At 67.6% G+C, this 18177-nt stretch carries 21 protein-coding genes and 1 other RNA gene; 11 read left to right on the top strand and 11 right to left on the bottom strand.

Going from position 1 to position 18177, the window contains the following annotated elements:
- Positions 1–15: 15 nt before the first annotated feature.
- The 3 genes from JI752_RS17690 to JI752_RS17680 all read right to left on the bottom strand — a co-directional run bounded on the left by JI752_RS17690 (position 16) and on the right by JI752_RS17680 (position 2490).
- Complete coding sequence (locus JI752_RS17690) at positions 16–1755, bottom strand: AarF/UbiB family protein (protein WP_254201124.1); 1740 nt, start codon at positions 1753–1755, stop codon at positions 16–18.
- Positions 1756–1911: a hypothetical protein gene (locus JI752_RS17685; RefSeq protein WP_216966591.1), complete on the bottom strand. Its 156-nt coding sequence runs from the start codon at positions 1909–1911 to the stop codon at positions 1756–1758. It abuts the gene before it with no gap.
- A gap of 102 nt (positions 1912–2013) precedes the next feature.
- Positions 2014–2490 (bottom strand): MgtC/SapB family protein, encoded by a 477-nt coding sequence (locus JI752_RS17680; RefSeq protein WP_254201121.1) that lies wholly within the window; start codon positions 2488–2490, stop codon positions 2014–2016.
- A gap of 132 nt (positions 2491–2622) precedes the next feature.
- Here JI752_RS17680 and JI752_RS17675 point away from each other — a divergent pair, with 132 nt between their 5' ends.
- Together JI752_RS17675 and JI752_RS17670 are read left to right on the top strand one after the other, a co-directional pair.
- A complete protein-coding gene (locus JI752_RS17675; RefSeq protein ID WP_216966589.1) occupies positions 2623–2895 on the top strand; it encodes a GlsB/YeaQ/YmgE family stress response membrane protein in 273 nt (90 codons plus the stop codon).
- A gap of 8 nt (positions 2896–2903) precedes the next feature.
- Complete coding sequence (locus tag JI752_RS17670; protein WP_216966587.1) at positions 2904–3245, top strand: cupin domain-containing protein; 342 nt, start codon at positions 2904–2906, stop codon at positions 3243–3245.
- A 35-nt stretch (positions 3246–3280) separates the two neighbouring features.
- Here the strand turns inward: JI752_RS17670 and JI752_RS17665 are convergent, their stop codons facing one another.
- Positions 3281–3904 carry a GIY-YIG nuclease family protein gene (locus tag JI752_RS17665; protein ID WP_216966585.1) on the bottom strand — a complete coding sequence of 208 codons (624 nt, stop codon included), beginning with the start codon at positions 3902–3904 and terminating at the stop codon, positions 3281–3283.
- A gap of 95 nt (positions 3905–3999) precedes the next feature.
- On the opposite strand from JI752_RS17665, the gene JI752_RS17660 reads away from it, so the two are divergent.
- Complete coding sequence (locus JI752_RS17660; protein ID WP_216966583.1) at positions 4000–5076, top strand: DNA topoisomerase IB; 1077 nt, start codon at positions 4000–4002, stop codon at positions 5074–5076.
- Positions 5077–5090: 14 nt separating this feature from the next.
- Here the strand turns inward: JI752_RS17660 and JI752_RS17655 are convergent, their stop codons facing one another.
- The 4 genes from JI752_RS17655 to JI752_RS17640 all read right to left on the bottom strand — a co-directional run bounded on the left by JI752_RS17655 (position 5091) and on the right by JI752_RS17640 (position 6897).
- Positions 5091–5372 carry a hypothetical protein gene (locus tag JI752_RS17655; protein WP_216966582.1) on the bottom strand — a complete coding sequence of 94 codons (282 nt, stop codon included), beginning with the start codon at positions 5370–5372 and terminating at the stop codon, positions 5091–5093.
- A gap of 171 nt (positions 5373–5543) precedes the next feature.
- Positions 5544–5897, bottom strand: a transfer-messenger RNA (tmRNA) gene (gene ssrA / locus JI752_RS17650).
- Positions 5898–5999: 102 nt separating this feature from the next.
- A complete protein-coding gene (locus JI752_RS17645; RefSeq protein WP_216966580.1) occupies positions 6000–6374 on the bottom strand; it encodes a hypothetical protein in 375 nt (124 codons plus the stop codon).
- Positions 6375–6528: 154 nt separating this feature from the next.
- Positions 6529–6897, bottom strand: a complete 369-nt coding sequence (locus JI752_RS17640; protein WP_216966578.1) for a DNA-binding protein — start codon at positions 6895–6897, stop codon at positions 6529–6531.
- Positions 6898–7034: 137 nt separating this feature from the next.
- Between JI752_RS17640 and JI752_RS17635 the strand changes: the two genes are divergently transcribed.
- Entirely contained in the window at positions 7035–7301 is a 267-nt protein-coding gene (locus tag JI752_RS17635) for a hypothetical protein (RefSeq protein WP_216966577.1), read from the top strand.
- A 64-nt stretch (positions 7302–7365) separates the two neighbouring features.
- Positions 7366–9570, top strand: coding sequence for a CHASE domain-containing protein (locus tag JI752_RS17630; RefSeq protein ID WP_216966574.1), 2205 nt, complete (start codon positions 7366–7368; stop codon positions 9568–9570).
- A gap of 151 nt (positions 9571–9721) precedes the next feature.
- On the opposite strand, the gene smpB is transcribed toward JI752_RS17630, so the two are convergent.
- Entirely contained in the window at positions 9722–10234 is a 513-nt protein-coding gene (gene smpB / locus JI752_RS17625) for an SsrA-binding protein SmpB (RefSeq protein ID WP_216966572.1), read from the bottom strand.
- 61 nt (positions 10235–10295) lie between these two features.
- On the opposite strand from smpB, the gene JI752_RS17620 reads away from it, so the two are divergent.
- Entirely contained in the window at positions 10296–10730 is a 435-nt protein-coding gene (locus JI752_RS17620) for a type II toxin-antitoxin system RatA family toxin (RefSeq protein WP_216966570.1), read from the top strand.
- Complete coding sequence (locus JI752_RS17615) at positions 10727–10996, top strand: RnfH family protein (protein ID WP_216966568.1); 270 nt, start codon at positions 10727–10729, stop codon at positions 10994–10996. Before JI752_RS17620 ends, JI752_RS17615 begins: the two co-directional genes overlap by 4 nt.
- A gap of 33 nt (positions 10997–11029) precedes the next feature.
- On the opposite strand, the gene bamE is transcribed toward JI752_RS17615, so the two are convergent.
- Entirely contained in the window at positions 11030–11440 is a 411-nt protein-coding gene (gene bamE / locus JI752_RS17610) for an outer membrane protein assembly factor BamE (protein ID WP_216966566.1), read from the bottom strand.
- Positions 11441–11577: 137 nt separating this feature from the next.
- Between bamE and fur the strand changes: the two genes are divergently transcribed.
- Positions 11578–11979: a ferric iron uptake transcriptional regulator gene (gene fur, locus JI752_RS17605; protein WP_216966564.1), complete on the top strand. Its 402-nt coding sequence runs from the start codon at positions 11578–11580 to the stop codon at positions 11977–11979.
- Between the two features lie 247 nt (positions 11980–12226).
- Here fur and recN read toward each other — a convergent pair whose 3' ends face one another.
- The gene (gene recN, locus JI752_RS17600; protein ID WP_216966562.1) at positions 12227–13894 is read right to left on the bottom strand and encodes a DNA repair protein RecN; all 1668 of its coding nucleotides are present in this window, start codon (positions 13892–13894) and stop codon (positions 12227–12229) included.
- Between the two features lie 445 nt (positions 13895–14339).
- Between recN and hrcA the strand changes: the two genes are divergently transcribed.
- The 3 genes from hrcA (at position 14340) to dnaK (ending at position 18134) form a co-directional block, all read left to right on the top strand.
- Positions 14340–15392 (top strand): heat-inducible transcriptional repressor HrcA, encoded by a 1053-nt coding sequence (gene hrcA / locus JI752_RS17595; RefSeq protein WP_216966560.1) that lies wholly within the window; start codon positions 14340–14342, stop codon positions 15390–15392.
- A 167-nt stretch (positions 15393–15559) separates the two neighbouring features.
- Positions 15560–16087 (top strand): nucleotide exchange factor GrpE, encoded by a 528-nt coding sequence (grpE, locus tag JI752_RS17590; RefSeq protein WP_216966558.1) that lies wholly within the window; start codon positions 15560–15562, stop codon positions 16085–16087.
- Positions 16088–16208: 121 nt separating this feature from the next.
- The gene (gene dnaK, locus JI752_RS17585) at positions 16209–18134 is read left to right on the top strand and encodes a molecular chaperone DnaK (RefSeq protein WP_216966555.1); all 1926 of its coding nucleotides are present in this window, start codon (positions 16209–16211) and stop codon (positions 18132–18134) included.
- Positions 18135–18177 lie beyond the last annotated feature (43 nt).

The following is an 18177-nucleotide window of genomic DNA, read 5'->3' as shown; positions in this document are numbered from 1 at the left end:
GCGCGCGGGCCGTGCTCATGTGCGCGGCCCGCGTTCCTCGCGCGGCTTGGCCTTGCGATCGCGCAGCAGCGCGCTGACCACCAGCGCCAGTCCCAGCGCGGTGGCGACCAGGAACAGCACCAGCGCCAGCCACTCGTAGCGGTTCGGTGCGCCGGTACCGCTGCCGCGCAGCAGCATCGCCGAGGCCAGGATCAGCGCCGCCACGACCACGCCCGCAGCGATGCGGTTGGCGATCTTCTGCAGGTTTTCCATCAGCCGCGATTCCTGCAGCCCGGTGATGCGCACCTGCAGTCGGTTCTCCGCGAGCAACGACAGCACCGAAGAGAGCTTGCGCGGCGCATCCTGCACCAGGCCCTGCAATTCCACCGCTTCCACGGCGAGCGCCGGCATCGACAGCGACCGCCGGATCTGCGCGGAAATCATCTGCGGCATGTGGCTTTCGATCACCTTCTGCACGTTGAGCTGCGGCGCCAGCAGACGGCACACGCCTTCCAGATGCAACAGCGTGCGACCGAGCAGACTCAGCTCCGGCGGCGTGCGCAGCCCGCACATCGCGCCGATGCGGGTGAGGTCGAGCATCAGACGGCCTTCGGAATGATCTTTGAGCCCGGCGTGCGCGGCGTAGCGGGCGATGAGCTGACCGGATTCGCGCAGGTAGCGCTCCTCGTCGAAGGTTTCCAGGCGCGTGCCGAGTGCGATCACTTCATCGGCCGCATCGTCGCCGCGACCTTCCACCGAGGAGAACATCAACTTGAGCAACCGCGTGCGCTGGCGCGGCGGCAGGTGCACGACCATCCCCAGGTCGATCACGGCAAGCCGTCCGTCGTCGGTGAGCAGCAGGTTGCCCGGATGCGGATCGGCATGGATCTCGCCATGCACGAACATCTGGTCGAGGTAGCCGCGCAGCAGCGATTCGCACAGGCGTTCCAGCGCGTCGGGCCGCATGCGCAAATGCACGTGCGAGTCGAGCGGATCGCCGTTGACCAGGTCCATCACCAGCACGCGCGTGCGCGTGAGCGGCCACACGGGGCGCGGGATGAGCAGGTCGGGATATGCGGCGAGGTGTTCGGAAAAGCGCTCCAGATTGGCCGCTTCCAGCGTGTAGTCCAGCTCGCCCACCAGCGCCTTGCGGAACTCGTGCACCCAGTCGGAGAAGCGCACGCGCTGGCCCAGCCCGGTGGTGTGATCCACGCCGGTGGCGATGGAGTCGAGCACGGACAGGTCCTGCCGGACTTCTTCGGCGATGCCGGGGCGCTGCACCTTGACGGCGACGGGGCGGCCGTCGAGCAGTCGCGCACGATGCACCTGCGCCAGCGAGGCCGAGCCCAACGGCGCGGGATCGAACCAGGCGAAGACCTCGGCGATGGGTCTTTCCAGCGAGGTTTCGACCTGCGTGCGGATCGCATCGAACTCGACCGGTGTCACCTGGCTCTGCGTGCGCGCCAGCGCCGCGAGGTAGGGCGCGGGCACCAGATCGGGACGCGTGGACAGGGCCTGGCCGAGTTTGATGAAGGTCGGTCCGAGTGCTTCAAGATCCTTGACGAACTGTTCGGGACGTTGGTCGGCGACGTCGACTTCGCCGATCACCGGCACCGACGAGCGCAAGTCCAGGCCCGTGAACACGCCGGTGCCGCGATAGCGCATGAGGAACCGCAGGATGCGGCCGGTGCGCGCCAGCCCGTGCGGATTCATGCCGTCCGCGCGTGCGCGTGGCATCGCCGACAGCGACGGCGGCGCGGGCAGCGACTCGCGCATTCACTCCGGCTCCAATGCAGGCACGAACGGCGAGACCGGATCGCTGGCGGGAAAGGTTTCCTCCAGCGCTTCGTCGAGGTTCTCGTTCGTATGCTCCAGCCGCCGCTCCTGCGCATCGGGCGGCGGTGCGCCGAGGTTGCGGTTGCCTTGCGCCATGGTCGCCTCCACGCCATCGCTGCGTCACGCCGGACGCGAATGAGCGTCAGCATAGGTGCGCGATGCTAAGAATCCGTGAGGCCTGGCTGGCGTCATTCGCCATCAATCGCGCTTGGGCGGCTCGTCGTGGTTTTCGCCGGGCATCATGCGTCGTTCGACCCGGGCGATCACGGTCAGCACCAGCAGCGTCAGCGCGGTCGCAAAGCCCGCCAGCAGGTGGTAACGGAAGCCGCACATCACACCGATCACCGCCACCATCAGGATCGACGCGGCGGTGGTGATGCCCACGACCACCTGCGATCCGCGCTGCGCGAAGATCGTGCCCGCGCCGATGAAGGACACGCCGGCCACGACGGCCTCCACCAGACGAAGCGGGTCGATGGTCAGGCGCAGTTCGCTGCCCAGGCGATGGTCGGCGATCACCAGTTGCCCCAGCCCGACCAGCAGCGCCGCTGCGCCTCCCACCAGCATGTGCGTGCGGAAGCCGGCGGGGCGGTTCTTCAGTTCGCGCTCAAAGCCGATCACGCCGCCAAGCGCCATGGCGATGGCGGCGTCGCGCAGAACGAGCAATTGCAGCATCCAGTCCATCCGGCCACGGTGGTGGCGACGCTGTGTAGAAGCCGTCACGACGCAACCCGGCACCCCACACGCGCCGATCACAAGCCCGCTCCTACGATCCGCGGCACCTGAGGTCAGGAGTGGAGAACGGGCATGGGCATCATCATCTGGTTGATCGTGGGCGGCATCGTCGGCTGGCTCGCCAGCCTCATCATGCGTCGTGACGCGCAGCAGGGCATCATCCTCAACATCGTCGTCGGCATCATCGGTGCCTTCATCGGCGGCTGGCTCGGCGGCGTGCTGGGCCTGGGCGGAGGCGACATCAACGACGGCAATTTCAGCATCGGCGGCCTGCTGCTGTCGCTGCTCGGCGCCGTGGTGCTGTTGGCGATCGTCAATCTGTTCACGCGTGGCCGCGCCCGCTGACGCGGCGCATGAAGCACAAGCGGTTTCGTTTCGGAAAGGGATTCCGGGTCGCGTTCGAGGTGCGCAAGGTGCAGGCGGCCGAGATGGTCATTGCGCCGGGCGACCGCGAAGGCGGCCCGGACAACCGGCATCGTGGTGCGGACCAGTGGCTTTACGTGGTGTCCGGCAGCGGGCTGGCAATCGTGGAAGGCCGACGGAAAGCGCTGAAGGCGGGCAGTTTGCTGGTGATCGAACGCGGCGAGCGGCATGAAGTGCGCAACACGGGCCGCACGCTGCTGAAGACGGTCAACTTCTATTACCCGCCGGCCTATCGGCACGACGAAGAACCGCTCCCCGCCGGACGAAAATAACCGCGCTCGCGTTCAACACGCTCCCTTGCCGCCCGTCACTCCAGGCGCCCCGCATACCACCGCGCCAGCGCCTCGGGCAGATGCTCGGCAACTTCGATCCCTGCGGCGGTATGCGCATCGAGCACGTCCAGCACCTGCTGCCGCAAGGCGCGCAATGCCGGCAGCTGATCCAGGTAGGCGGGTTCGCCTTCCACACTCTCCAGCACGCGCATGCCCCAGCCGTAGAGCGCCTGCACGCGCCCACGCAGCTGCGCCTGGAGCCAGCCGCGCAACGGCGCATGCACGATGTGACCTCGTTCGCCGAGCGCCGCGACTTCCTGCGCGAGCCGGGCATACGCGCCGCGATACCACTCCGTGTGTCCGGCCGCCTGCACGCGCACGGTGAGCGGGGCAGGGGCGCTGTGATCGATGAGACGATGGTGGAGTTCGAGTTCCAGCCGTCGCGCGTCGCGCACGGTTTCGGTTTCCACCAGCAAGGCGCGGTCGAGGTCGAAGAATTCGAAGAAGCGCGAGTGCAGCGCCTGCATGCGCTCCAGCGGTTGTCGCGAGAAGCCCAGCTTCAGCAGATCCTCGAAGGCGCAGGGCAGCACATAGAGATGGCAGGCGCCTTCGCTGGCACCGCGGGTCTGCTCGGGTCCGGAACTGCGCACGAAGGCCATGCGGCATGGTCGCCGATCCCCGGTGACGATGCGCGGTGTCGACAACGGTTCATGTCGCGACGCGATCTTGATGCGCGCCTCGGGATGCTGCGGCCATGCCACATTCGAGCCGCAACGGCCCGCCCCAGGACGCCGCCGCCGCCTCCGCCAGCGATGGTGGGCTGGTTTACGTCAGCGACGAGGAGCCCGGCCTGCGTCGGCAGCGTGCCGGCAAAGGCTTCCGCTATCTGGACGCCGAGGGTCGCAGCGTTCGCGACGCGACCACGCTGTCGCGCATCCGCGCGCTTGCGATTCCGCCCGCCTACCGCGACGTGTGGATCTGCCGTCGCGCCAACGGCCACCTCCAGGCCTCAGGTCGCGACGCGCGCGGCCGCAAACAGTACCGTTACCACCCGCGCTGGAAACAAGTGCGCGATGCACGCAAGTTCGACCGCATCGTCGCCTTCGCCGCGGCCTTGCCGAAGCTGCGCCGCGCACTGCGTCGCGATCTGGCGCGCGAGGGATTCGGTCGCGAGAAAGTGCTCGCCATCGTCGTATCGGTGCTGGCCGACACGCTGCTGCGCATCGGCAACGCCGAGTACGCGCGCGGCAATCGCTCCTACGGGCTGACCACGCTGCGCAACCGCCACGTCGAATTCCTTCGCGGCGGTCGCGCCCATCTGCATTTTCGTGGCAAGGGTGGATTGCAGCACGACGTCGTGCTCGACGATGCGCGGCTCACGCGCCTGATGCGGCGGTGCCAGCAGCTGCCCGGCCAGATGCTGTTCCAGTACATCGACGACGACGGGCAGCGCCAGCCCGTGGACTCGGGCATGGTCAACGACTACCTGCGCGAGACGATGGGCGAGGATTTCACTGCGAAGGACTTTCGCACCTGGGGCGGCACGTTGCTGGCGATCCGCCTGCTCGCCGCGTGCGAGATACCGCTGCGCGAGGACGGCGAGCCCAAGGTCACCGCGATTCCCGCCGTGCGCAATGAAGTCATCGCGCAGGTGGCGCACCTGCTAGGCAACACGCCGGCGGTCTGTCGAAAGTCGTACATCGACCCGGCGGTGTTCGAGTGTTGGGAGGACGGACGTTTGCAGCGCGCCGTCGCCGTCGCGCGCGGTGAGCGCCAATGGGAGCAGGCTGCGTTGAAGCTGCTGCGACGCAGCCGGCGCGTGACGGGCTGACCTGGCGAGGTGGCTTAGGTCGACGCACCCCGGAGGCGGGCCATCAGATCCGGCAAGGCGATGGACGTCAGATCGTGCCCGGAGAGGCGGGCGATCAACTCCGATCCCATCAACGTCGGCTCCCATTCGTTGCCTTCGAACGCCACCAGCCCCAGCGCCCCGAGGCGCTGCATCGTCTGTGGTGCCATCAGCTCGCGTTCCCAGCGGAACAACTGGTTGCGATGACGCAACGCCAGCAGGGCAAAGCGTTCGGTCTGGGTCAGCTCGGTACCGGCGAGTCGGCGGGCCTGGTGCATGGGCGTGTCCGTAACGGAGTCACTGCGAGCATCCGGAACCGGCGTTTGCGGTCCCATCAGATAAGTCCTAAAGCGGTGCGCGGTTTGATGCGCCGATGGCATGCGCCCCCCCGGAAACACAGCGCCCCGCAAGGCAGGGCCTTGCAGGGCGCAGGTTTGACGCTTTGAAGATGGTGGAGGTGGGGGGAATTGAACCCCCGTCCGAAGGCACTCCATCCCCGGCACTACATGCTTAGCGCTCCGTTGGATCTCGCCCCTGGACAGCACGGCGCGCAAAGCGCATCCAGGAACCAGCCTGTTTTGGGTTAACCAGGGGCTGACAGGCAACCGCCCCCGGCGATTCCGTGATGATGACCCTACGCTGCGAGCACGGACACAAGCAGTTTCGGGGCTTAGGCCTTAAGCGGCCAGAGCGTAGTTGTCGTCGTTGGCAACTAGAAGTTTGCAGCTGGATTTACGAGGAAAGCTACCCCCTCGGCATGCGCCAGGCGATTTCGCGACCCCCGTCGAAGCCAGTGCACCCCCGGGGACAGCTCTCGCTGACTCGACCAGTATAGGGGCGAAGCCCGCCGCCACAAGGGCCACGGTCCGCGCCGTTTGCGGGGGTTCAATCCGGTACGGCCGGGTTCAGTGCTCTTCTTCCAGCAACTGCAGCAGGGCGCGCTGCCTTCTGCGTGTGAGCTTGCGGACCAGGCCGACCAGACGGACTTCCTCGGCGTTGTCGTACTTGGTGGCGCCTTCGCGTATGCCCAGGTCGTTGCTTTCCATGGCCCCGCGACCGGTGGAGAGCCATTCGGAGCTGATGCCCATCTGCACGGCCATCACGCTCAGGCGTTCGTACTTGGGAATCGCCAGGCCCTGGCACCACTTGCGCGCCGTCTCGCGGCTGACGTTGTAGTGCTCGGCGATGGCGCCGATGCGTCGGCGGGCCCGCGGAAATCCTGCGAAATCCCAGGCGGTGTTGAGCCGGCGTGCGAAATCTTTGTGTCGTCCTTGCGGCATGTCCCTACGCTCGGTTGCGATGAGTGCCAGACGCGAGCGAGCCGGCGCGCGTCCACAACCCATTGTTGCGCAGGCCATACGACACACAAGCATGTGCGGGTTGCCGCACGACGCAACTGTCGGGCGTCGTGGCGGCCGTTGAGCGGCGTCAGCGCTAGCCTTCGAGCAGTTGCAGCAGGGCCAGTTGCCTCTCCAGAGAAAGTTTCCTAATCGCTGCATTCAAGCGCACCATGACGGAGCTCTCGTACTCGCTCGGCGGCTCGCGCACTGACTGCTCCGAACTCATGATCTCGCCTCGCCCGGTGGAGAGCCAGTCGTAGTTGACGCCTGATTCCACCGCTATGGTGCGCAGCCGTTGCGTCCTCGGGATCGACTTGCCCAGGCCCCATTTGCGGGCCGATTCCCGGCTGACTTCATAGCGTTCGGCGACCGCGCCGGTACGGCTGTCACCTTGCGGGAGGCCCGCCAGGTCCCAGGCGTGGTGGAGTCGATCGGAGAACTGTGTGTATTGCGATTTCGGCATGTTCAACGCTCGGATGCGGTCTTGGCGGACGCACACGCGAGGTGCGTGAGCTCCAACTTATTGTTGCGCACAGAACGCGAAACGCAGCCATCTTTTGGTTGTTGATTGAGCCAACTTGCGGTGGTATCCAATGCGGCATGAAGACAGATACGGATATCTCGGCCAACCCGGTCGATCGTTATGTGGCTTGTTTCCCCTCCTGCCAGATTGCTGCCGCCGCCGCCGGCGTCAGCACCGAAATGCTGCGTCGCATGCGAAGGTGCGGCTTTGTGACGACGCGCAAACGTGCCCTGCTGATGGCGCGGGCCTGCGGATTTCGCGTGGACGCGATCGAGTTGCTGGGCTTGTCGGGCGTGCGGCGTTCGGCGCGGGCGCCCCGGCCTCGGAATCCGCCAGCGGAATGACCGGGCGCGGCGGGTGCCGGACCGGGCTGAATGCGAGGAAGTCTCGGCCCTGTATGCTGGCGGCATGAGCCCCGAGGCCGTTCGCGAAGTCCGCACGCCCGACCTGTCCGAACTCTCGCCGCGTCGCGGATATCTGCTCGCGCTGATCGTGCTCGTGGGCTCGCTGGTGCTGGTGTTCACGGCATGGCGTGCGGCGCGCGAACGCGAGCTGCGTGCGGCCGAGGCGGAGTTCATCAGCAAGACCGCCGAGGTCACCGAGCTGCTGCGCCAGGGCATGACCAAGTACGAGTTGGTGGCGCGCGGCGGCGTGTCGATGTTCGCCTCGGTGACGCGACCGCGGCCGTCGCCGGTGCAATGGCAGGCGTACGTGGATGGCATGGATCTGCAGCGGCGCTTCCCGGGCATGGTCGGCTTGGGGTTCGCCGAGTTCGTGCCCGCCACGCGCCTGGCGGATCTGCAACTGGAGTGGCGCGAGGCCGGCCACGGCATGCTGGAAGTCTGGCCGCGCGGGCAACGCCGCGATTACGGGCCGATCCTCTACCTGGAGCCGAAGACGCCGGCCAACGTCGGGGCGATCGGCTTCGACATGTACTCCGAGCCCATCCGCAACCAGGCCATGACGCGGGCGATGGAAAGCGGCAACGCCACGTTGTCGGGGCCGGTGCACCTCATCCAGGACGGTCCGCTGCGCAGCACCGGACTGCTGCTGTACCTGCCGGTGTACCGCGGCGGCGCCCGGCCGGCGACGGTCACCAATCGACGCGCGGAAATCCAGGGCTGGGTGTACGTGCCGGTGCGCATGGACGGCTTCGTGCGCAATGCGCTGGGCGCGATGCGCAACGAAAACCACTTCCGCGTGTTCGACGCCACCGATGGCGAGAACCGTCTGCTGTTCGCCACCTCCGCGCCGCGTGATCGTCCGCCGCCGGCATTCCGCCACGACAGCACCTTCGAACTGTACGGCCGGCACTGGCGCGTGGAGTTCGAATCGCCGCCACTGGCGGTGGCGGCGCCGCGCCTTCAGGGCCTGCAGAATTTGCTGGCGCTGGGGCTGTTCTCCTCGCTGCTGTTGTATGCCATCGCGTGGATGCTCGCCCGCACCGAGGCGCAGGCGTACCGGATCGCCGTGCGCATGACGGAAGACTTTCGTCGCAGCGAGCAGCGCTTTCGCAGCGCGATGCGCTATTCGGCGATCGGCAAGGCGCTGCTCGACAGCGAGGGCCACATCGTCGAGGCCAATCCCGCACTGGCGAGCATCGTCGGCCTCACGCCCGAAGCGCTGGAAGGGCGGCGCTTCGACGGGCTGTTCGAGAGCGACGAGCCGGAGATGATCGCGCACGGGCAGGGCACCACCGACGCGCAGGGCGTGCACCGCGCCACGCGACGGCTGCATCGCGAAGGCGGCGAGCCGCGCCAGGCGCAGCTGACCTATTCGCCGGTGCCGGGCAACGTGGGGCAGGACATCGCCGGGCTGGTGCAGGTGGAAGACGTCACCGAGCGCCTGCGCGCCGAAGCGCGCGTGCATGCACTCAACCGCACCCTGGAGGCGCGCGTGGCGTTGCGTACGCGCGAGCTGAGCCAGGCCAACCAGGAACTGGAGGCGTTCGCCTACAGCGTCTCGCACGATCTGCGCGCGCCGCTGCGGGCGATCGACGGCTTCAGCCGCATCCTGATCGAGCGCCATACGACCGGCATGGACGAGACGGGGCGCTCGTACCTCGTGCGCGTGCGCCGCGCCGCCGGGCGCATGGGCGAGCTGATCGACGCGCTGCTGAAGATGTCGCGCGTGAGCCGCGGCGAACTGCGCCTGGAGCGCGTGGACCTGAGCCGACTGGCGGGCGAGGTGATCGAGGAGCTGCGCGTGGGCGACAGCCGGCGGCAGGTCGAGGTGGAGATCCAGCCGGAGTTGTTCGTGATCGGCGATGCGCCGTTGCTGCGCAACCTGCTGGGCAATCTGCTCGGCAACGCGTGGAAGTTCACGCGTGATCGGCTCGATGCGCGCATCGAGTTCGGCGCCGTGCCGACGGAGCAGGGGCTGGAGTACTTCGTGCGCGACAACGGCGCGGGCTTCTCGCAGGCCTACGTCGACAAGCTGTTCCGGCCGTTCCAGCGGCTGCACCACAACGACGACTTCGCCGGGCACGGCATTGGCCTGGCGTCGGTCAAGCGCATCGTCGAACGCCACGGCGGCAGCATCCGTGCGGTAGGCGAAGTGGGGAAGGGCGCGACGTTCTGGTTCACGCTGCCGCGGGAGAAGCTGGGGGAGTAGGTAACGCTCACGTCCTTTGGCTCGTCATTCCCGTGAAAGCGGGAATCGCGGACGTTCCCGTCGGTGGACGGAGCCTCCAATCACCGTTCCGGCGACCCGGGCCCGCAACACTTCGCCGCCACCCCCTCTCCCGGTGGGAGAGGGGCTCGGATCAAGCATCTTTGTTGTGCTTGCGCATCACGCGCTGCTTCTCGCGCTGCCAGTCGCGTTCCTTGCTCGCCTCGCGCTTGTCGTGCGCCTGCTTGCCCTTGGCGAGCGCGACTTCGGCCTTGACCTTGTTGCCCTTCCAGTACAACGCGGTGGGCACCACGGTGTAGCCGTCGCGCTGGATGCGGCCGACGAGGTTGTCGATCTCGTGCCGGTGCAGCAGCAGCTTGCGGGTGCGGCGGTCGTTGGCGACGACGTGGGTGGAGGCGGAGATCAGCGGCGTGATCTGCGCGCCGATCAGGAACAGCTCGCCGTGGAGCACGACGGCGTAGGCGTCGACGATGTTGGCGCGGCCGGCGCGGATGGCTTTCAGCTCCCAGCCCTGCAGGGCCAGGCCGGCCTCGAACTTCTCTTCGAGCTGGTACTCGTGACGGGCGCGCTTGTTGAGCGCGATGGTGCCGCCAGCGGCGCCCTTTCCCTTATCCTTGCCAGTCTTGTTGTTGGAATTCTTGGACATCGCGCCATTGTCCCCGAAAAGCGGGGCTCGCGCGCGACACCAGGCCTTCGGACCCCGCCGCATGCAGACCATCCGCCGTTCCGCCCTCGTCGAGCACTCCGCCGCGCGCATGTTCGCGCTGGTCAACGACGTGGCCGCCTATCCACGCCGTTTCGCCTGGTGTGAAGGCTCGCAGGTGCTGGAGGAGGGCGAGAACCGGATGGTCGCTCGGCTCGATATCGGCTTTGGTGCGTTGCGCACGTGGTTCGTCACCGAGAACACGTCCAGCCCGCCGCACCACATCGACCTGAAGCTGATCGACGGGCCGTTCCAGAGCCTGGGCGGACGCTGGGAGTTCCACGCCCTGGACGAATCGGCGTGCAAGGTCACGCTGACGCTGACCTTCGAGCCGAAGGTGAAACTGCTGGGGCCGGCCATGGCGGTGGGCTTCCAGGGACTGGCCGATCGCATGGTCGACGACTTCGTACGCGTGGCCGACCGGGGGGAAGACGCGTGAGGATCGAAGTCGTCCGCGCCTGGCCGCGGCGATTCGAGGCCGTGAGTCTGGAGCTGCCCGATGGCGCGACCGTCGCGCAGGCGCTCGCGGCGACGGGATGGGGCGACGACGACGGCACGGTGGGCCATGCGGTGTTCGGCGTGCGCGTGGCGCCCGACACGGTGCTCCACGACGGCGACCGGCTGGAACTGCTGCGTGCGTTACAGGCCGATCCCAAGGATGCGCGGCGGCGTCGCGCGGAGTCCAAAACAAAACCCCGGCCGTAGCCGGGGTTTCGTGTAGGGCAGCGGCGCGACCGGTCAGCGGCCGCGGCGCTTGTCCTTTTCCTTCGGCAGGTTGCGGCCGAACTGCTTGACGGTCTGCTTGGCCAGCTGCTCGTCCTGCTCGGGGAAGTAGTCGCCTTCCCACTTCGTCAGGCTGTCGTTCTCGAACCACAGCGTGAGGTTCTTCTTCTCGGTGCGGCCGCGGCGGTCGGTGCGCTGGGTGCTGGCGTAGTCCCAGCGATCGTGGTGGAACGGATCCTCGATCGACGGCGAGCCCAGCAGGAGCGTGACCTGCTGCTTGCTCATGCCGGTCTGCAGCTGGTCGACGTTCGCCTTCTCCAGCAGGTTGCCCTGGTAGATCGGCTGCTTATAGAGGATGCCGCAGCCGCCGGTGACCATGGCGATGGAAAGGACCAGCAGGAGCTTGTACGTCGTGTGCTTCGGCATCGGGGTCTGCGACGGGCGGATAACGTCGCGATGATACACTGAAGGACGAATCCACCAAGCGAGGAGCCCGGCCCAGTCGGCCGTGTTCATCCGCCGTTCCGGCGCCACCGGTCGCGCCGCACCGTTGAGGGACCATCATGGAATCGCAAGAACTCCGCAAGGCCGGTCTCAAGGTCACCCATCCGCGCATGCGGATCCTGGAGCTGCTGGAGCAGTCCAAGCCGCGGCACATGACCGCCGAAGACATCTACCGCCATCTCCTGGAGCATGGCGAGGACATCGGCCTGGCCACGGTGTACCGCGTGCTGACGCAGTTCGAGGCGGCGGGCCTGGTGCTCAAGCACAACTTCGAAGCCGGCCAGTCCGTGTACGAACTGGACCGCGGCCACCATCACGACCACATGGTCGACGTGGACAGCGGCAAGATCATCGAGTTCGAAAGCCCGGAGATCGAGGAGCTGCAGCGAAAGATCGCCGCCAAGCACGGGTACGACATCGAGGAGCATTCGCTCGTGTTGTACGTGCGGAAGAAGCGCTGAAGGCCGGGATTGGATATTCGGGATTCGGGATTGGCAAGCGCATGAAAAAGCCCGCCATCGGCGGGCTTTTTCATGTGCGCAAGTGAATCCTACGTTTGAGGATGTCATCCCCGCGAAGGCGGGGATCCAGGCTCGCGTGCGTCAACGTCGCAGTAGGCCGGAATTGTGGCGGACGCATGGATTCCCGCCTCCGCGGGAATGACGGAGTCAACATGGCGCAGCCTTGCTCCGAATCCCGAATCCCGCTTCAAACCACATCCGCCAGCAACCGCTTCGCCGCCGCACGCGCCTCGCGCGTGAGTTCGACGCCGCCGAGCATGCGCGCCAGTTCTTCCTCGCGCTGCTTGGCGTTGAGCGACTGCACGGCGCTCTGGGTGACGCCTTCGCTGGCGGCCTTGCTCACGCGATAGTGCGCGTGGCCCTGTGCGGCCACCTGCGGCAGATGGGTCACGCACAGCACCTGGCGGGTCGCGCCCAGCGCACGCAGCTTCTGGCCGACGATTTCGGCCACCGCGCCGCCGATGCCGGTGTCGACCTCGTCGAACACCATCGTCGCCACGGTATCCAGGCCCAGCGCGGCCACTTCGATGGCCAGCGAGATGCGCGACAGTTCGCCGCCCGAGGCCACCTTGCGCAGCGGGCGGGCTGGCTGGCCGGGGTTGGCGGCGACCATGAATTCCACGCGCTCGGCGCCCTGCGGATCGGGACGGTCGCCGTCCTGCGGTTCCAGGACGACGTCGAAACGTCCGCCGCCCATGCCCAGTTCGGCGATCAGGGCGGTGGTGCTGCCGGCCAGGTGCGCGGCGGCGTCGCGACGGCGCGCGCTCAGCACGTCGGCGACTTCGCGCCAGGCGCGGCGGGCGGCGTCGATCTCGCCGTCCAGCTTGACCAGGCGCACGCCGGCGCCGCGCAGGGCGTCGAGCTCGGTGGCGATGGCGTCGCGTTGGGCGGCCAGTTGTTCGGGCGTGACGCGGTGCTTGCGCGCCAGCTCGTGCAGGCGGCCGATGCGATGTTCGATCGCTTCGAATGCGGAGGGGTCCAGGTCCAGGTCGCTGCGAACGCGGTCCAGCAGCGCCAGCGCCTCGTCCACCTGGATCGCGGCCGCGTCGAGCATTGCGTCGACTTCGGACAGGCGGGGTTCGTGTTCGGCCACGCGCTGCAGGTCCGAGCGCACATGCTGGAGATTGCGCGACAGCGACGGGCCTTCCTCGCCGCCGAGTTGGGCGAACGCGCCGTCGCAGGCGGCGATCAGGCCGGCGGCGTGCGCATGGCGGCGGTGGTCGGCCTGCAAACGTGCGATGGACTCGGGTTCGAGTTCCTCGCGATCGAGTTCGGCGTGCTGGTGCTCCAGCCAGTCGATGCGATCGGAGACGTCGCCCTGGGCGGACAGCGCATCGCGCTCCGCGAGCAGGGCATTCCAGCGGGCGGCAGCGGTTTCGACCGCGCGGCGCTCGGCGTCGGTACGGCCGAAGGCGTCGAGCAGGGCGAGCTGGCTGGGGCGTGAGAGCAGGGCCTGGTGTTCGTGCTGGCCGTGGATCTCCACCAGCAGCGCGGCCAGTTCGCCGAGCTGGCCCAAGGTCACCGGACGCCCGTTGACCCAGGCGCGCGAACCGCCATCGGCGCGGATCACGCGGCGGATCTGGCAGGCCTCGTCCTCGTCGAGTTCGTTTTCGCGCAGCCAGGCGGCGGCGAGCGGGACGTCGTGGAGGGCGAATTCGGCGACCAGTTCGGCGCGGTCGGCGCCGTGGCGGACCACGCCGCTGTCGGCGCGCAGGCCGGAGATCAGGCCCAGCGCATCGACGAGCAGCGACTTGCCGGCGCCGGTCTCGCCGGAGATGACGGTCAGGCCGGGCCCGAAGCCGAGTTCGGCCTCGCTGACGACGGCGAATTGCTTGAGGGAAAGGTGGACGAGCATCGGACCGCGATTGTGCCCTGTGTGGGTTGCGGCTTGATAGCGGTGGGGCGTCTCAGGGGCGGAGATTGGTGGGATTCGGGATGGGTGCCGCTTTGTGCTGGCCCGACGAAGGCGTCATCACGGCGACGGCGTGTCGCGCTCGACGGAGGGTGTGATGGATCGGACAGTTGGATCCCCGCCTTCGCGGGGATGACGACCTCGTGGCTGCGAGGGTGCGGGCCTGGGTCCCGGCCTTCGCCGGGATGACGGCTTCGGAGACGCTTTCCCGAATCCCGAATCCCGAATCCCGAATCCCGAATCCCGAATCCCGAATCCCGAATCCCGAATCCCGAATCCCGAATCCCGAATCCCGAATCCCGAATCCCGAATCCCGAATCCCGAATCCCGAATTCCCGATTCCCGCCCCCGACTTGCGTCGCTGCCGGCGCCGGCCTATATCGCCTACATGAGCCGCAAACCCGCCGATCCCAGCCTCGACCCGCGCGCACGCCAATTGCTGCGGACCCTGATCGGTCGCTACATCCGCAGCGGTGAGCCGGTGGGCTCGCAGACGCTGGCGCGGCATGCGGGGCTGGACGTGAGCCCGGCGACGATCCGCAACATCCTCGCCGACCTGGAGGACGCGGGGCTGCTCAGTGCGCCGCACGCCTCGGCAGGGCGGGTGCCGACACCACAGGGCTACCGGCTCTTCGTCGATTCGCTGCTGCAGGTCCGACCGTTGCCGGAGTCCGAAATGGCGCGCCTGCGCGGAGAGCTGCCCACCGGCTCCGGTACGCAGGCCCTGCTGGGCAGTGCGTCGGAGCTGCTGTCGGCAATGACCCATTTCGTCGGCGTGGTCAGCGTTCCGCGGCGCGAGCAGTTCGCCTTCCGCCGCATCGACTTCGTGCCTTTGGACGGCGCCCGCGTGCTGGCCATCCTCGTCTTCGCCGACAACGAAGTGCAGAACCGCATCGTGCTGACGCGGCGGCCCTTCGATGCAAGCGAGCTGGAGCGCGTGGCCAACTACCTCAATGCGCATTTCGCCGGACGCACGGTGGCGGACATCCGCGCCACGCTGGTCCACGAGCTGCGCAGCGCGCAGAGCGAGATGCAGGTGCTGCTGGCCCAGTCGGTCGAACTGGCCGAACAGGCGCTCGCACCCGGCGGCGACGACATGGTGCTGGCCGGCCAGACCCGGCTGATGGGCGTACAGGAGCTGGCCGACCTGGACCGCCTGCGCGACCTGTTCGAAGCCTTCTCCCGCAAGCGCGAGATCCTCCAACTGCTGGAGCGCACCGTGCAGGCGCCCGGCGTTCGCATTTTCATCGGCGAGGAAACGGGGATGGCGCCGCTGGAGGGCATGTCGCTGGTGACGGCGCCCTATGTTGCGGCCGGCAGCGGCACGGTGCTGGGCGTGCTGGGCGTGATCGGCCCGACCCGCATGGCCTACGAGCGCGTGATCCCGGTGGTGCAGGCCGCCGCGGACGCGCTGGGCGCGGCGCTGCACCCGGATTCCTGAGCCACCGTCCCGAGCGCCCCCGGCGCTGGCCGGCCCGCCTTGTCCTGATCGTCTACCCCTGAGCCGGCTTGAAAGCGCGAAGGCAGGCCCCATTGCTGCCCTGACGCGCCTTTGAGCGCGGTTTTCCGCATTGTTTGAGCGCCCTTGGCGCAGGGATGGAGCACCGCATGACTGCCAGTACCACTTCCGGCGAACCCAATCAGACCCCCGACACGGCCCCCGGCGATGAAGCCGACGCCTCGCTCGCCGCCCAGCTCGAGGCCGCCCAGGCCGAACTCGCGCAACTGCGCGAGGACACGCTGCGCGAGCGCGCCGAGCTGGAGAACCAGCGCAAGCGCATGGCGCGCGAGGTCGACATGGCGCGCAAGTTCGCCAACGAACGCCTGCTGGGCGAACTGCTGCCGGTGATCGACAGCCTCGAGGCCGGACTGGCCGTGCAGGCCGATACCGCCGCGCATCTGCGCGAAGGCATGGAGCTCACGCTGCGCCAACTGCTGAAGGTGGCCGGCGACAACGGCCTGGTGATGGTCGATCCGGTCGGCCAGCCGTTCGACCCGGACAAGCACCAGGCGATGAGCATGGTGGAGGCCGCCGGCCACGCGCCGGGCAACGTGGTTCAGGTCTACCAGAAGGGCTGGCTGCTGAACGAACGCCTCCTGCGCCCGGCGCTGGTGGTCGTGGCCAAGCACGACTGACGCCTTGAAGCAGGGCCGCGAGCCCCCCAGATAACGCACATCGGCGAACGACGCCGCACACACCTTCAAGCAGGCGGCCCCGGCCGCCGCACAGTCAAAAGATCAGAGAGGGAGCAACACCATGGGCAAGATCATCGGTATCGACCTGGGCACGACCAATTCGTGCGTGGCCATCATGGAAGGCGGCAAGGCGCGCGTCATCGAGAACGCCGAGGGCGATCGCACCACCCCGTCCATCGTCGCCTTCACCAAGGACGGCGAAGTCCTCGTCGGCGCCAGCGCCAAGCGCCAGGCCGTCACCAATCCGAAGAACACCTTCTTCGCCGTCAAGCGCCTCATCGGCCGCAAGTTCACCGACGCCGAAGTGCAGAAGGACATCGGCCTGGTGCCGTACAAGATCACCTCGCACGACAACGGCGATGCGTGGGTCGAGACGGCCGAAGGCAAGATGATGGCCTCGCAGCAGATCTCGGCCGAAGTGCTGGCCAAGATGAAGAAGACCGCCGAAGCCTACCTGGGCGAGACCGTCACCGAGGCGGTCATCACCGTGCCGGCGTACTTCAACGACAGCCAGCGCCAGGCGACCAAGGACGCGGGCAAGATTGCCGGCCTGGACGTCAAGCGCATCATCAACGAGCCCACCGCGGCCGCGCTGGCCTACGGCATGGACAAGAAGGGCGGCGACCGCAAGATCGCCGTCTACGATCTGGGCGGCGGCACGTTCGACGTGTCGATCATCGAGATCGCCTCCGTCGACGGCGAAATGCAGGTCGAAGTGCTGTCGACCAACGGCGACACGTTCCTGGGCGGCGAAGACTTCGACAAGCGCGTCATCGACTATTTGGTCGAGGAGTTCCAGAAGGACCAGGGCATCGACCTGCGCAAGGACCCGCTGGCCCTGCAGCGCCTGAAGGACGCCGCCGAGCGCGCCAAGATCGAACTGTCCAGCGCGCAGCAGACCGAAGTGAACCTGCCGTACGTGACGGCCGACGCCTCGGGCCCGAAGCACCTGAACATCAAGCTCACCCGCGCCAAGCTCGAAGCGCTGGTGGATGACCTGGTCAAGCGCACGATCGAACCGTGCCGCATCGCGCTGAACGACGCCGGCCTGCGCGCCAGCGAGATCAGCGAGGTGATCCTGGTCGGCGGCCAGACCCGCATGCCGAAGGTGCAGACGGCGGTGGCCGAGTTCTTCGGCAAGGAACCGCGCAAGGACGTCAACCCCGACGAGGCCGTGGCGCTGGGCGCCGCGATCCAGGGCGGCGTGCTCGCCGGCGACGTCAAGGATGTGCTGCTGCTCGACGTGACCCCGCTGTCGTTGGGCATCGAAACGCTGGGCGGCGTGTTCACCAAGATCATCGAGAAGAACACCACCATCCCGACCAAGGCCTCGCAGGTGTTCTCCACCGCCGAGGACAACCAGTCGGCCGTGACCGTGCACGTGCTGCAGGGTGAGCGCGAGCAGGCCCGCTACAACAAGTCGCTGGCCCGCTTCGATCTGACCGGCATCGAGCCCTCGCCGCGCGGCATGCCGCAGGTGGAAGTGTCCTTCGACATCGACGCCAACGGCATCCTGCACGTGTCGGCCAAGGACAAGAAGACCAACAAGGAGCAGAAGGTCGAAATCAAGGCCGGCTCGGGTCTGTCCGAGGACGAAATCGCCAAGATGGTCGCCGATGCGGAAACCCACCGCGAGGAAGACCAGAAGTTCCACGAGCTGGTCCAGGCCCGCAACCACGCCGACGCGCTGATCCACACCGCGCGCAGCGCGATCAAGGACAACGGCGATAAGGTGCCGGGCGACGTGATCGGCCGCACCGAAGGCGCGATCGCCGAACTGGAGACGGCGATGAAGGGCGACGACAAGGCCCAGATCGAGGCCAAGTCGAAGGTCCTGGAAGAGGCCGCGCAGTCGCTGTTCGCCGCGGCTTCGGCCGGCCAGCCGGGCGGTCCGGACGCCGGTGCCGGTGCCGGTCCGCAGGGCGGCGCCAAGTCCGACGACGTGGTCGACGCCGAGTTCACCGAAGTCAAAGACGACAAGAAGTAAGGCCGGGATTCGGGAATAGGGATTCGGGATTCGGAAAGCATGC

The organism is Lysobacter sp. MMG2 (genome assembly GCF_016735495.2).
Taxonomy (GTDB): Bacteria; Pseudomonadota; Gammaproteobacteria; order Xanthomonadales; family Xanthomonadaceae; genus Lysobacter_J.
This window is presented reverse-complemented; position numbering and strand designations above follow the sequence as displayed.